16 protein-coding genes are annotated in these 12,986 nt (G+C 73.9%); 7 read left to right on the forward strand and 9 right to left on the reverse strand.

The window, feature by feature from the left end; genetic code table 11:
* Positions 1 to 278: 278 nt before the first annotated feature.
* Positions 279 to 785, forward strand: a complete 507-nt coding sequence (locus tag AC4BGE_RS06870) for a DUF1648 domain-containing protein (protein WP_490574779.1) — start codon at positions 279 to 281, stop codon at positions 783 to 785.
* On the opposite strand, the gene AC4BGE_RS06875 is transcribed toward AC4BGE_RS06870, so the two are convergent.
* The 3 genes from AC4BGE_RS06875 to AC4BGE_RS06885 form a co-directional block, all read right to left on the reverse strand.
* Positions 782 to 1,390, reverse strand: a complete 609-nt coding sequence (locus tag AC4BGE_RS06875; RefSeq protein WP_490574780.1) for a GNAT family N-acetyltransferase — start codon at positions 1,388 to 1,390, stop codon at positions 782 to 784. The genes AC4BGE_RS06870 and AC4BGE_RS06875 overlap by 4 nt on opposite strands.
* 84 nt (positions 1,391 to 1,474) lie before the next feature.
* Positions 1,475 to 2,743, reverse strand: a complete 1,269-nt coding sequence (locus tag AC4BGE_RS06880; protein ID WP_490574781.1) for an RNA polymerase sigma factor — start codon at positions 2,741 to 2,743, stop codon at positions 1,475 to 1,477.
* A 9-nt stretch (positions 2,744 to 2,752) separates the two neighbouring features.
* Entirely contained in the window at positions 2,753 to 3,115 is a 363-nt protein-coding gene (locus tag AC4BGE_RS06885) for a YciI family protein (protein ID WP_490571908.1), read from the reverse strand.
* Between the two features lie 129 nt (positions 3,116 to 3,244).
* On the opposite strand from AC4BGE_RS06885, the gene AC4BGE_RS06890 reads away from it, so the two are divergent.
* The gene (locus AC4BGE_RS06890; protein WP_489965564.1) at positions 3,245 to 3,769 is read left to right on the forward strand and encodes an acyl-CoA thioesterase; all 525 of its coding nucleotides are present in this window, start codon (positions 3,245 to 3,247) and stop codon (positions 3,767 to 3,769) included.
* 34 nt (positions 3,770 to 3,803) lie between these two features.
* A complete protein-coding gene (locus AC4BGE_RS06895) occupies positions 3,804 to 5,510 on the forward strand; it encodes an alpha/beta-hydrolase family protein (protein WP_490574782.1) in 1,707 nt (568 codons plus the stop codon).
* Positions 5,511 to 5,536: 26 nt separating this feature from the next.
* On the opposite strand, the gene AC4BGE_RS06900 is transcribed toward AC4BGE_RS06895, so the two are convergent.
* The gene (locus AC4BGE_RS06900) at positions 5,537 to 6,010 is read right to left on the reverse strand and encodes a hypothetical protein (protein ID WP_490571910.1); all 474 of its coding nucleotides are present in this window, start codon (positions 6,008 to 6,010) and stop codon (positions 5,537 to 5,539) included.
* A gap of 64 nt (positions 6,011 to 6,074) precedes the next feature.
* Here AC4BGE_RS06900 and AC4BGE_RS06905 point away from each other — a divergent pair, with 64 nt between their 5' ends.
* Entirely contained in the window at positions 6,075 to 6,548 is a 474-nt protein-coding gene (locus AC4BGE_RS06905; protein WP_490572105.1) for a GNAT family N-acetyltransferase, read from the forward strand.
* Here the strand turns inward: AC4BGE_RS06905 and AC4BGE_RS06910 are convergent.
* Together AC4BGE_RS06910 and AC4BGE_RS06915 are read right to left on the reverse strand one after the other, a co-directional pair.
* On the reverse strand, positions 6,530 to 6,946 hold the full coding sequence (locus AC4BGE_RS06910; RefSeq protein ID WP_490574783.1) for a helix-turn-helix domain-containing protein: 417 nt from the start codon (positions 6,944 to 6,946) through the stop codon (positions 6,530 to 6,532). The two genes, AC4BGE_RS06905 and AC4BGE_RS06910, sit on opposite strands and share 19 nt — an antisense overlap.
* A gap of 33 nt (positions 6,947 to 6,979) precedes the next feature.
* Positions 6,980 to 7,555, reverse strand: a complete 576-nt coding sequence (locus tag AC4BGE_RS06915; RefSeq protein WP_490574784.1) for a GNAT family N-acetyltransferase — start codon at positions 7,553 to 7,555, stop codon at positions 6,980 to 6,982.
* A gap of 97 nt (positions 7,556 to 7,652) precedes the next feature.
* Between AC4BGE_RS06915 and AC4BGE_RS06920 the strand changes: the two genes are divergently transcribed.
* Positions 7,653 to 8,528: an NAD-dependent epimerase/dehydratase family protein gene (locus AC4BGE_RS06920; RefSeq protein WP_490571913.1), complete on the forward strand. Its 876-nt coding sequence runs from the start codon at positions 7,653 to 7,655 to the stop codon at positions 8,526 to 8,528.
* On the opposite strand, the gene AC4BGE_RS06925 is transcribed toward AC4BGE_RS06920, so the two are convergent.
* Complete coding sequence (locus tag AC4BGE_RS06925) at positions 8,501 to 10,165, reverse strand: FAD-binding protein (RefSeq protein ID WP_490574785.1); 1,665 nt, start codon at positions 10,163 to 10,165, stop codon at positions 8,501 to 8,503. The two genes, AC4BGE_RS06920 and AC4BGE_RS06925, sit on opposite strands and share 28 nt — an antisense overlap.
* A gap of 56 nt (positions 10,166 to 10,221) precedes the next feature.
* Here AC4BGE_RS06925 and AC4BGE_RS06930 point away from each other — a divergent pair, with 56 nt between their 5' ends.
* Positions 10,222 to 10,860, forward strand: coding sequence for a TetR/AcrR family transcriptional regulator (locus AC4BGE_RS06930; RefSeq protein ID WP_490574786.1), 639 nt, complete (start codon positions 10,222 to 10,224; stop codon positions 10,858 to 10,860).
* Here AC4BGE_RS06930 and AC4BGE_RS06935 read toward each other — a convergent pair.
* Together AC4BGE_RS06935 and AC4BGE_RS06940 are read right to left on the reverse strand one after the other, a co-directional pair.
* Positions 10,857 to 11,411: a DsbA family protein gene (locus AC4BGE_RS06935; RefSeq protein WP_490571916.1), complete on the reverse strand. Its 555-nt coding sequence runs from the start codon at positions 11,409 to 11,411 to the stop codon at positions 10,857 to 10,859. The genes AC4BGE_RS06930 and AC4BGE_RS06935 overlap by 4 nt on opposite strands.
* A 19-nt stretch (positions 11,412 to 11,430) precedes the next feature.
* Entirely contained in the window at positions 11,431 to 11,685 is a 255-nt protein-coding gene (locus AC4BGE_RS06940; protein WP_490574787.1) for a hypothetical protein, read from the reverse strand.
* Between the two features lie 151 nt (positions 11,686 to 11,836).
* Here AC4BGE_RS06940 and AC4BGE_RS06945 point away from each other — a divergent pair, with 151 nt between their 5' ends.
* Complete coding sequence (locus AC4BGE_RS06945; RefSeq protein ID WP_490574788.1) at positions 11,837 to 12,871, forward strand: LLM class flavin-dependent oxidoreductase; 1,035 nt, start codon at positions 11,837 to 11,839, stop codon at positions 12,869 to 12,871.
* Positions 12,872 to 12,986 lie beyond the last annotated feature (115 nt).

A 12,986-nucleotide genomic window follows, 5' to 3' on the forward strand; every position in this document is an offset into this window, starting at 1 on the left:
GGCAGTCAAGGGGGCGTGCCGGCGCTGCGTCCGGTCGTTGGAGAACAGCCCTCTCGACCCCTCACAGACTTTTTTCGAACAGGTGTACAGAGTTCGAGACCTGGGCAGACTGAGGTGCCGCCGGCGGCACCTCAGACCTGGCCCACCTGGAGTTCCTCTGCTCCTGGCACCACCATCGAGCCCACGATCCCGGCTACACGACCACCCGGATGCCGAACGGTGACGTCCGGTTCCGCAGGCGGCGGTGAGGGTGCGTCCGCCTGGCACACTCGTGCCCCATGACCACCGCAACCCACGACGAGCCGGCCCGCGGTCCACGACCTGGAGCCCTCGACGCGATCGCCTGGCTGCTGCTGGCCGCGGGCAGCGTGTTGCTGCTGCTGCGGTACGGCGACCTGGGCGAGGTGCCCACGCACTTCGGCGTCGGCGGGGAGGCGGACGACTGGGGCCCCCGGTGGTCGCTGCTGGTCCTGCTCGCGCTCTGGGCCGGGCTGCTGGCGGGGACGACGCTCCTCGCCCGGCGTCCGGAGTGGCACAACTACCCGCGGGAGGTCACCGACGAGAACCGCGCGGTCCTGCACGCGCAGTCCTCACGGATGATGGCGTGGGTCGGGATCGGGTTGTCGGTCGTGTTCGCAGGAATCATGCTGGCCGCGACCTCCGCCGCCGGGGCGGGCGTCGCCGGGAGCAGCGAAAGCACCGGGCTCGCGGTCTCCGGCGTCGGCATCGTGGTCGTCCTCGTCGCCCCGGTCGTCGGGATGGTCCGGATGCTCCGCGCCCGCTAGGAGAACGCGTCGAACGCTGCGGCATAGCGGAACCGGCCGCGGGGATGCTCGCGTCCCGCAAGCGCGAGCGCCTGGAAGAAGTCCCCGTATGCCTCGTCGGGCGCCTCCACGCCCAGCGTGCTCGCGGGCACGAAGCCGAAACGTCGGTAGTAGGCGGGGTCGCCGACCAGCGCCACCAGGGTCTCTCCCGCCTCCTCGGCGCGGGCCAGCACGGCCCGGACCAGGGCAGACCCGATCCCCTGCCGCTGCAGCTCCGGCGTGACGCTGACCGGGCCCAGTCCCAGCGCCGGTGCGGCGTCCACGTGGGCGCGGGTGCAGACGACGTGGCCGACGACCTGACCCTGGGACTCAGCGACCAGGGAGAGCGCGGGGAGCCATCCGTCGTCGTGGCGGAGCAGCCTCAGCAGGTCCACCTCGCCGGGCGGACCGCCCGGCGAGGACGGCGGGGCGGAGTGGGGCGCGCTCCGGAACGCGTCGGCGACGACGGTGGCGACTCGGGGGACGTCGGCCGGCTCCTCGGCGCGGATCACCACGTCCGGGCCGCCGGGCGCACGCGGGCGGAGGTCGTCCTGACCACCGCGCGTGCCGGGCTCGTGCTGCTCCATGGATCGGACGCTAGTCGTCGCCGGCCATCACCCCACCCGTTTTTCCGCGCCCGAGGCGCCCACCCGCCCCGTCCACCCGCCCGTTCACCTGTCGCGGTCCCGCAGGAACTCCCGCTCGGCCTCGTTGTCGGTCATCGTGATCGCCAGGTCGTAGGCGACGCGCGCTTCCTCGCGCCGCCCGAGACGACGCAGCAGGTCGGCGCGGGCGACGTGGAACGGCTGGTACGCCGCGAGCGGCACCGCCAGCTCCTCGACGAGCGGCAGCGCCGCGGCCGGCCCCTCCAGCTCGGCCACCGCGAGTGCCCGGTTGAGCGCGACCACCGGCGTCGGGGTGACCGCGTAGAGCTGGTCGTAGAGCGCCACCACCTGCGACCAGTCGGTCTCCGCGGCACTCGCCGCGTCGGTGTGCACGGCGTTGATCGCGGCGTGCAGCTGGTGGTGTCCGGGACGGCTGAGCCCGGCGCGGTTGCGGCGCAGGCACTCGCGGACCAGGGCATGCCCCTCTGCCACCAGGTCGCGGTCCCAGCGGGTCCGGTCCTGCTCGTCCAACGGCACCAGCCGGCCGTCGGCCACCCGCGCCGGTCGGCGCGCCTCGGTGAGCAGCATCAAGGCCAGCAGCCCCATCACCTCGGGCTCGTCGGGCATCAGCCCCCTCAGCACCCGGGTCAGCCGGATCGCCTCCGCGCACAGGTCGGTGCGCACCGGCTGGGCCCCGTGGCGCGGCAGGTAGCCCTCGTTGAAGACCAGGTAGAGGGTCGCCAGCACGCCGCCCAGCCGGTCGGGCAGGTCGGCGTCGGCCGGCACCCGGTAGGGGATCCGCGCCGCGGCGATCTTCTGCTTGGCGCGGGTGATCCGCTGCGCCATCGCCCGCTCCTCCACCAGGAACGCCGCGGCGATCTCCGGCACGGTCAGACCGCCGAGAAGCCGCAGGGTCAGGGCCACCCGGGTGGCCGGAGCCAGCGCCGGGTGGCAGCAGGTGAACACGAGTCTGAGCCGCTCGTCCGGGATCGACGACGGCGGCTCGTCGGAGCGGCCCGGGTCGTGCAGCATGGCGGCCTCCTGGTGCCGGGCCTGCCGGGTCGACTCCCGGCGCACGCGGTCCAGCGCGCGGTTGCGCGCGGTGGTGGCCAGCCACCCGGGCGGATGCGGCGGTACGCCGTCGGTGGGCCAGCGGCGTACCGCCTCGGCGAAGGCGTCCTGGGTGACCTCCTCGGCCAGCCCCAGGTCGCCGAACCGGTGGGCGAGGGCCGCCACGATCCGGCCGAACTCGTCGCGGTGGAGCTCCTCGATCCGGTGCCCCACGGAGTACTCGCCCACCCGCTCGTCCGACTGGTCGGGGCCGCGTTCGCTCACCGGCCCCGCTCACTCCGACTGGAAGGGGCGGACCTCGACCTTGCCCCGGCACGCCTTCGAGCCCTCCGCCGCCAGCGCGAGCGCCTCGTCGAGGTCGGCGGCGTTGATCACCCAGAAGCCGCCGATCAGCTCCTTGGACTCCAGGTAGGGGCCGTCGGTGGTGACCGTGTCGTCCTTGGTGCCGTCGACCACGGTGGCGGTGTGCGCGGGCTGGAGGCCGCCGGCGAAGACCCAGTGACCGCGCTCGCGGAGGCTCTCGTTGAAGCGCCCGGTCTCCTCGAAGGCCTGCTCCATCTCCTCCTTGCTCGCATACGGACCGTAGTCGCCGGCGGGCTCGGTCTCGCCCCAGACGGACAGCAGGTACTCGGCCATGACATTCTCCTTCTCGTTCGACGTCAGCACGACGCTAGTGCCGTGCCCTCACCCCTTCCACGAACGGCACCCGTCGCTTGCGACACCCCCCGGCGAAGTTCTTTTCGCCGGCCCGCAGACTTCTCCCTCGTGAACCTCTACTTCCGCCTGCTCAGGATGCTGCTCACCTCGCGGCGCCGCAGACGCGTCGACCTCTGGGACGGCGTGACCTCCCCCTTCCGCGTGCAGCCGACCGACCTCGACACGGTCGGCCACATGAACAACGCGAAGTACCTGGCCCTGATGGACCTGGGCCGCGTCGACCTGATGCTGCGCTCGGGCTTCTTCGCCTCGACCCGCCGGCGCGGCTGGTACGCCGTGGTCTCCGCGCAGACGATCCGCTACCGACGCTCGCTCCAGCCCCGGCAGCGGTTCGAGCTGCGCACCGAGGTCCTCGGCATCGACGAGAAGGCGATGTACTTCACCCAGACGTTCCTGGTCGCGGGCGAGATGTACGCCCAGGCCGTGGTGCAGTGCCGGGTGCTGTCGAAGCGCGACGGCTCGGTGCCGGCCGCCGAGGTGGTCGAGGCGATCGGCGGCGTCCCCGCCGGTCGCGACCTGACCCTGCCGCAGTGGGTGCAGGACTGGGCGCTCGGGGTCCGCCAGAGCGCTTGAGCCAGGGCGCCTGAAAGAGCACTACGCTCGGCCCATGCCCCCCAGCAGCGACGAGGGCACCCCGGCGGCCACCGGTCCCGCACCGGCCGCGGGGCGTCTCACCCGGCTCGTCCGGCGGCCGCGGCTGCTCGGCGTCCTGCTCGGGGCGCTGCTGCTGGTGGAGTCGTGGCAGCCGACGCTGCTGGCGCGCGACTGGCTGCTCCAGGGCGTCGTCTCCGGGGTGGCTCTCACCGTCGGCTACGCCGTGGGCGCCCTCCTGACCTGGTGCGTGCGCCTGCTGCGCGACCGCCTCGCCGCCGGCCCGGGGCCGCTCTCTGCCCAAGCCGACCTGCGGCTCCGCGTGGTCCTCGGTGTCCTGGTGCTGGGCTGGGTGGGGTGGTCCGGCGCCCGGGCGGTGGAAGCCCACGGGTGGACCTGGGAGCGGCTCGGCCACGAGCCGGCCAGCGCCCCGCTGCTCTACGGCGGCTCAGTGGGCGTGGCGCTCGTGATCGCCGTGGCGCTGCTCGGTCTGGCCTGGCCGGTGCGGTGGCTGCGCCGGCGGGCCACCAACCTGGGCGACCGCCTGCTCCCCCGCTGGATCGCGGCCGGGCTGGCCACCGTGCTGGTGCTGTGGGCGGTGGTCTCCGCCCTCAACACCTGGGTCTACCAACGCACCCTCGATGCGCTCAACGAGGCCTTCACCCTCTCCGACCTCGAGATCGACGGCGGCGCCGAGCCACCCACCTCGCTGCTCCGCTCCGCCGGCCCGGCCTCGGCGGTGGCGTGGGAGGAGGTGGGCGACGAGGGACGCCGCTTCCTGCGCCGCGGCGCCACGCCGGACCAGCTCGCGGAGCTGGCCCCCGAGGGCGTCGAGCCGGTGGAGCCGGTCCGCGTCTACGTCGGCCGGGCCACCACCGACGACCCCGACGAGCGCGCCGCCCTCGCCCTCGCCGAGCTCGAGACGTTCGGCGCCTTCGACCGGGCGGCCGTCCTGGTGGTGGTGCCGACCGGGACGGGGTGGGTCAACGAGCAGATCGTCCAGCCGGTCGAGCACCTCTACGGCGGCGACGTCGCCACCGTCTCGATGCAGTACTCGCACCTGCCCAGCCCGCTCGCCTTCCTCACCGAGGCCGGGGCGGCCCGGGAGTCGGGGCGCGCACTGGTCGAGGCGGTGCAGGAACGGATCGACGCGGAGCCGGCGCAGGAGCGCCCCGCGTTGCTGGTGGCGGGCGAGAGCCTCGGCTCGTTCGGCGGCAGCGCGGCCTACGCCGATCTCGACGACCTGGTCGACCGGACCTCCGCCTCGCTCTGGGTGGGCCCGCCGGAGACCATGCCGCTGCGCCGCGAGGCCGAGCGGGCCCGCCGGGCCGGCTCGCCCCAGGTCAGGCCGGTGGTCGGGGACGGCACGAGCGTTCTCTTCGCCAACCGCGACTCCGACGTCAGCGGGCGGCCACACGCCGTCTTCCTCCAGCAGGCCGACGACCCGATCGTCTGGTGGGACTGGGAGACCGCCTACGACGAGCCCGACTGGCTGGCCGAGCCGCTGGACCCGGCGGTCAACCCGGCGATGGAGTGGTCTCCGGTGACGACCTTCCTCAACCTCGCGGTCGACATGGCGGTGAGCACCGCCTTCGAAGAGGACTTCGGCCACAAGTACGGCACCCAGCCGCTCACCGCCTGGGTGGCGATGCTGGAGCCGGAGGGGTGGGAGCCGGAGGGGGTGGCGGCGCTGCGGGAACGGCTGGCGCGGCTACCCCGCTGAGCCCGGTCAGGTCCAGCCAGCTCAGGTCAGGTCCAGCGCCGCATCACCAGGCGCGGGAAGCCGCCGGCGACCGCGTCGGTGGGCGCCACCAGCTCGAAGCCGGCGTCCTCGAAGAGCTTGCGGGTGCCGACGAAGGCCATCGTGAGGTCGACCCGCTCGCCGCGGTTGTCGACCGGGTAGCCCTCGACCACGGGGCGCCGTGGTCGGCGGCGTAGTCGAAGGCGCCGGCGACCAGGTGGTGGGAGATGCCGCGGCGACGGCGCCCCGGCCGGACGCGGACGCAGAAGATCGACCACGCCGGCTGGTCGTCGATCGCGGGGATCTTGGTGGAGCGGGCCGGTCAGCTCGCGGTTGGTCCGCGAGTCGACGCGGTGGCTCAGGCACCAGCAGACGCTGGCGTCCGGACGCCTGGGCCCGAGCAGGGTGGCGACGTCGTCGAACCGCGCCAGCGTGGCGGGACGGATCTCGATGCCCATCGGCTGCTCCTGGGGGGACGTCATCTCACACCTGTTCTTCCACGCAGGGCCAGGTCGTGCAAGGGTCGTGGTCGTGGCAGCCCAGGACGTGACGGTACGACGCGGCACCCCCCACGACGCCGAGGTGGCGGGCCGTCTCCTCTTCGACTTCAACACCGAGTTCGAGACCCCGACGCCCTCGTCCGCCGTCCTCGCCGAACGCTTCCGGCCGCTGCTGGCCCGCGAGGACGTCTTCCTGCTGCTCGCCCTCGGCGAGGGCGAGGGCGGTGGGCAGGAGCCGGTGGGCTTCGCGCTGCTCACCCTGCGCCCCACGCCCTACTACGACGGACCCCTCGCCCAGCTCGAGGAGCTCTACGTGCGCCCCCGGCTGCGCGACCACGGGATCGGCACGGCGCTCCTCACGCGGGCGATCGAGGCCGTCGACGAGCACGGCGCCGGGGAGGTGCACATCAACGTCGACGAGGTCGACGTCGACACCCGGCGCTTCTACGAGCGCCACGGCTTCGTCAACGTCGAGCCGGGCACCGACTACCGGATGCTCTGCTACCTGCGCGAGCTGTGACGGTAGCTGCTGGGGGTGAAGCCCAGGACGGTCCGGAAGTCGGCCGTCAGGTGCGCGTGGTCGGCGTACCCCAGCTCCGCCGCCACCGTGGCGAGCTCGACCGACGGGTCGTCGCGCACCCGCTCGGCGGCCTCCTGGAGGCGACGGCAACGGATCATCGCGGCGGGTGGGATCCCGACGTACCGGCGGGCGAGGCGCTGCACCGTGCGGGGCGAGACACCCAGGCGCTCGGCGACGTGCTCCACCCGCCGCACCTCGGGATCGGAGTCGATCACGTCGGCCATCGCGTTGGCCGTCAGCGCCTGGTCGTCCGGCGGGGGCGCGGTGTCGAGGAGCCAGTCGCCGTACGCCGCCACCGCCGACGTACGCCGCTCCTCGGGCGTGCCCGGCCCGGTCATCGCCGCCAGCACCGGGGGGGCGGGCTCCGCGGCTCAGGTCGGGCGGCGCATCACCACGCGCGGGAAACCGCCCGCCACCGCGTCGGTGCGCGCGGCCAGGGTGAACCCGCCGTCCTCGAAGAGCTTGCGGGTGCCCACGAAGGCCATCGTCAGGTCGACCTTCTGCCCGTCGTTGTCCACCGGGTAGCCCTCCACCGCGGGGGCGCCCTGGGCGGCGGCGTACGCGACGGCACCGGCGAGCAGGGAGTGGGAGATGCCCTGGCCGCGGTGTCCCGGCCGGACCCGGAGGCAGATCACCGACCAGACCGGCAGGTCCTCGACCGGCCGGATCCTGGTCGACCGGGCCACCGGGAGCTCCGCGCGCGGCGCCACCGCCGCCCAGCCGACCACCTCGTCCCCGTCGTAGGCGAGCACGCCCGGGGCGACCTTGCGGGCGCAGAGGTCGCGCATCGCGTCGCGGCGCGCCGTCCCGCCGAGCTCGCGGTTGGTCCTGGAGTCGATCCGGTGGCTCAGGCACCAGCAGACGTTCGACCCCGGCTTCTTGGGCCCGATCATGGTGGCCACGTCGTCGAACCGGCTCAGGGTCGCGGGCCTCACCTCGATCGCCATGGTTCCTCCCCTCCCGCTCCTGCTTCTCGGGTCCTGCCTGCCACGTTAGCGGCGAGCAGGCCCGGGCGGGCGTGACCGCCCGACGTACCGTGGCGCCATGCCTTCCGAGCCCAGCCGGACCGGATCCCCGGCCACCGGCGCCGACGCCCTGCTGGTGGGCTGCGGCGACCTGGGCACCGCCATCGGGCTGCGGCTGGCCGCCCGGGGGCAGCGCGTGCTGGCGCTGCGGCGGCGCGCCGAGCTCGTCCCGCCGCCGCTGGAGGGGATCCACGCCGACCTCACCGTGGGCCGGCCGGCCCTGCCCCCGATGGACCTCGAGCAGCTCGTCGTCGCGCTCACCGCCCGGCCGCGCACCGAGGAGGCCTACCGGGCGACGTACGTCGAGGGGCTGGGCTTCGCGCTCGACGGAATCGAGGCGGTCGGGGCGGTGCCGCGCCGGGCGGTCCTGGTCTCCTCCACCTCGGTCTACGGGGTGGTCGCCGAGGGCGAGCCGGTCGACGAGTCGACCCCCGCCCGTCCCGCGGACGGCCCGGGCCGGATGCTGCTGGAGGCCGAGCAGCTCTTCCTCGAGCGGGTGCCGCACGGCACCGTGCTCCGGCTCTCCGGCCTCTACGGACGGGGGCCGAGCCGGTTCGCCGAACAGGTGCTCTCGGGGAAGGTCACCGACCCCGACCGGTGGACCAACCGCCTGCACCGCGACGACGCCGCGGCGGCGGTGGTCCACCTGCTCGCTCTGGAGAGCGAGCCGGAGCCGCTCTACGTCGGCACCGACGACGAGCCGGCCGTGCTCGGCGAGGTCGCGGCCTTCCTCGCCCAGCGGCTCGGCGCCCCCCGCCCGCCGAGGCCGTCGGCCCCCCACCGGCACGGCAAGCGCCTCTCCAACGCCCGGCTCCGGGCGACCGGCTGGGAGCCGGCCTACCCGAGCTACCGGGACGGCTACCGCGACTACCCGGCGGCGGGAACCGGCACCTGAGCCTTGGCCATGTCCCGCCCGGCGCGCATGCCGAAGACGACGGCCGGGCCGATGGTCGAGCCGGGACCGGGGTAGGTCCGCCCCATCACCGACGCGGAGTTGTTGCCCGCGGAGTAGAGCCCCTCGATCACCGAGCCGTCGGCGCGCAGCGCCCGGCCCTCGGTGTCGGTGACGACACCGCCCTTGGTGCCGAGGTCGCCGATGACCACCTTGAACGCGGTGAACGGACCCTTCTCCAGCGACCCCAGGCACGGGTTGGGTCGCACCGTCGGGTCGCCGTAGTAGCGGTCGTACGCCGAGTTGCCGCGGCCGAAGTCGCCGTCGACACCGCAGCGGGCGAAGCCGTTGAACCGCGCCACCGTGGACCCGAGCCGGGCGGGGTCGATGCCCAGCTTGCCGGCGAGCTCGTCCAGGGTGTCGGCCTTGACCATGATCCCGGCCTCGACCATCGCCTTGTTCTTCCGGGGGTCCATCGCGTAGGTGCGCAGGTAGCGGCGGGCGTGCCGGACGTCGGCGATCATCCAGTACGGCCCGTCCTTGTCGTGCTCGAGCATGGCGTGGCCGAGGTCGACGTAGGACTCGGACTCGTTGGCGAACCGGTCGCCGGCGGAGTCGACCATGAGCGAGTAGGGGAACGACCGCTCGCTCACGATGAAGGACGGCTCACCACCCTCGACCGGCGCGATCGAGGCGCCCCACCAGGCGTCGTCCATCAGCTCGAGCGCGGCGCCCGCCCGGGCGGCGATGTCGATCGGCGCGCCGAGGTTGCCGGGCGCACCCGACGGCGAGCCGTCGATGCCGTGGTGCTTGCGCCGCATCTCCTTGTTGTGGTCGAAGCCGCCCGCGGCCAGCATCACGCCGCGCGTGGCCCCGACGGTGACCGTTCGGCCACCACGGGTCACCCGGACGCCGACGACGCGGTCGCCCTCGACGACCAGCTCCTCGAGCGGGGCCTCGAGCCACAGCTCCGCGCCGTTGCGCTGGACCACGACGTCGAGCAGCGCCGCGGTGAAACCGGCGCCGATGCCGGCGAGCTTCTTGCCGCGCACCACGCCGCCCAGGGCGCGGCCGACGAGCTGGGCGCCGCGCGCGGCGCCCGAGGCGGTCACCCAGGAGCGGCCCAGCAGCCAGACGTCGTCGGTCTTGACCGGCAGGCCGGCGGGGGCCTGGCAGGTCTTCCACCAGTCGCCGATCTGCTTGAGGTCGAAGGGCTTGACCTCGAGGCCGCGGCCGATCTTGCCGCCCGGCAGCTCGGGGTAGTAGTCGGCGTAGTCGGGCGCCCGGACCAGCTCGACGCCGTACTTCTCGACGGTCTCGACGAAGTCGGCGATGCCGTCGACGAAGGCCTCCTTGCGTGCCCGCGAGGTGGCCAGCCCCTCCTCGCCCACGGTGGCGTCGAGGTAGGCCAGCGCCTCCTCGCGGGAGTCGCCCACGCCGTCGCGACGCATCAGCGGGTTGTTCGGCATCCACATGCCGCCGCCGGACATGGCGGTGTTGCCGCCCCACTTGGCGGTGCTCTCCACCATCAGGACGCTCAGGCCCTCGTCGGTGGCGGCCAGCGCGGTCGCGAACCCGGCGGCGCCGGTCCCGACCACGACGACGTCGTAGGTGTGGTCGAACGTGCTGGTGCTGGTCATCTCGTTCTCCTCGTCAAACCAACCGGACAATGTTGTCCGGTTCGTAGACTGCCAGCATGCCTCCCGGACCCCGCGAAGACAAGGGCGACCCGCCCTCCGCGCGACTCCCCGCGCGCGACACCCGACGACCCGCGAGGACCGCCTCTCGCCCGGGCGAGCACAACCGCGGCCCGGCCGCCGCCGGGCAGAACCGCACGGCCATCCTGAGCGCCGCGCGCCGGCTCTTCGCCGAGCGCGGCTACCACGTGCCGCTCAGCACGATCGCCCGGGAGGCGGGTGTCGGGCAGGGCGTGCTCTACCGGCACTTCCCGGCCCGGCACGACCTCGCCTTCGCGGTCTTCGAGGAGAACTTCGCCGAGCTCGAGGAGGTGGCCGGGGGCACCGACTCGCAGGTCTTCGCGCGCCTGCTGAGCACCCTGGTCGAGCTGATCGTCGGCTCCGCCGCCTTCGTCGAGATGGTGGTCGACGCCCGGCGCACGCTCGCGACGTACGACGGCGACCAGCGCCTGCGCCGGATGGTGGAACGCGCGCTCACCACCTCCCAAGCCGCCGGCGGGGTCGCCGCCGACCTGGGTGTCGACGACGTGCTGCTGGCGGTGCGGATGCTCTACGGGGTCGTCGTCACCGCCCCGGACGCCGCGGCCGCGCGGGTGGGGGTCGAGCGGGCCCGACGACTGCTGGGCGACTGGGCCTAGGCCCCGCAGGCGCAGGAGCCGCAGGCCCCGCCGCAGACCGACGCGGCCCGCTCCTCGGGCGACTCGTCGGCGTGCTCGCGGGCGAACTCCAGGGCGGAGACGTAGACCGCGCTGGGCTGCGGGCCGCCGACGCCGTACTTGCGGTCGATGACCAGGTAGGGCGCGGACTCGAAGCCGATCTGGGCGGCGGTCGCCTCGTCGACGCGGACGTCGTACCCGTGGTCGTCGGAGCCGAGCAGCTCCTCGACCTCGCCGGCCGCCAGCCCGGCCTCGGTGGCCAGCCGCAGCAGCACCGCGCGGTCGGTGGGGGACTCCTCCTCGGTGACGAACGCCTTCATCATCAGCTCGCGCAGCGCCCCGGCGCGACCCTGGCTGTCGGCGAGGTGCACCAGGCGGTGCGCGTCGTAGGTCGAGGGGCGCTCCACCTGGTAGGCGTGCCAGACGACCTCCACCTCGTCGCGGTGCTCCCACTCGGCCAGCGCCGACTCCAGGGCGACCTTCGCGAGGTAGCTGTCGAGATGGGCCAGATCGGCCCAGATGTCGATGATCACGGCCTCCAGGGTACGCCCCTCACCGGAAGCACGAGAGCCACGCCGGGGTGACCTGGGGGGTGAAGGCGCTGTGCTCGAAGAGCGCCGGGTCGCCCACACCGGTGCGCAGCCGCTCCAGCTGGCCCAGCCGCAGCCGGACGTCGGCCGAGCCCTCCTCCCAGCACCGCACCACGGGTGCCAGCTCGGTCTGCGCCACGGCCGGACCGAGCTGGTCGTGACCGCCAATGAGCAGACCGGCACACGCGAGGACGGCCAGCTGTGCCCGAGCCACCATGACCCTCGCTTCCTCGGACACCGGTCGTCCCGCCGACCAGAGCCTGGCAAAGGGAAGCGGGCCAGTCATCGACACAATTGGGCATCGCGGCTCCGGGGGCGTGGGCCCGGTCACGCGGAAGGGTTCGGGGCCCGGCGCTGTTGTGGGGGGCATGAAGAAGATCGGATTCCTCTCCTTCGGCCACTGGACGCCGTCCCCGCAGTCGCAGACCAGGTCGGCGGCCGACACGCTGCTCCAGTCGATCGACCTCGCGGTGGCCGCCGAGGAGCTCGGCGCCGACGGGGCCTACTTCCGGGTGCACCACTTCGCCCGGCAGCTCGCCTCGCCGTTCCCGCTGCTGGCCGCCGTCGGCGCCCGGACCAGCCGGATCGAGATCGGCACCGGCGTGATCGACATGCGCTACGAGAACCCCCTCTACATGGCCGAGGACGCCGGGGCCGCCGACCTGATCTCCGGCGGCCGGCTGCAGCTCGGCATCAGCCGGGGATCACCGGAGCAGGTCGTCGACGGGTGGCGCTACTTCGGCTTCCAGCCCGCGCCGGGCCCGGACGGGCAGGCGGGCGACCCGGCGCAGATGGCGCGCCAGCACACCGAGGTGCTGCTGGAGATCCTCAAGGGCGAGGGGTTCGCCGAGCCCCACCCGCGGCCGATGTTCCCCAACCCGCCGGGGCTGCTGCGGATCGAGCCGCACTCGCCCGGCCTGCGCGAGCGCATCTGGTGGGGCGCCGGGTCGCGGGCCACCGCCGAGTGGGCGGCGGAGAAGGGGATGAATCTGATGAGCTCGACGCTGCTCACCGAGGACACCGGCGTCCCCTTCCACCAGCTGCAGGCCGAGCAGATCCAGCGGTTCCGCGACGCCTGGGCCAAGGCCGGCCACGCGCACGAGCCGCGGGTCTCGGTCAGCCGCAGCATCTTCCCCCTCGTCGACGACCGGGACCGGGCCTACTTCGGCGCGGAGGGCACCGGCCAGGACCAGGTCGGCCAGCTCGAGGGCGGCCGGGCGCGCTTCGGCAAGACCTATGCCGCGGAGCCCGACCAGCTCGCCGAGCAGCTCGCCGAGGACGAGGCGATCGCCGCGGCCGACACGCTGCTGCTCACCGTGCCCAACCAGCTCGGGGTCGACTACAACGCCCACGTGCTGGAGAGCCTGCTCACCCACGTCGCGCCGGCGCTGGGCTGGCGCTGAGCTCGCAGTCCCGGGGGCCTTCCGCGGCGGGGCGAGGCCCCCGACGGGGATGAAGTCAGGCAGGGTTGGGCACTGGCGGGCCGGGACGCGCCCGGATCCCGCAGGACCTAGTGAC

It is taken from the genome of Nocardioides sp. Z50_6, assembly GCF_058215755.1.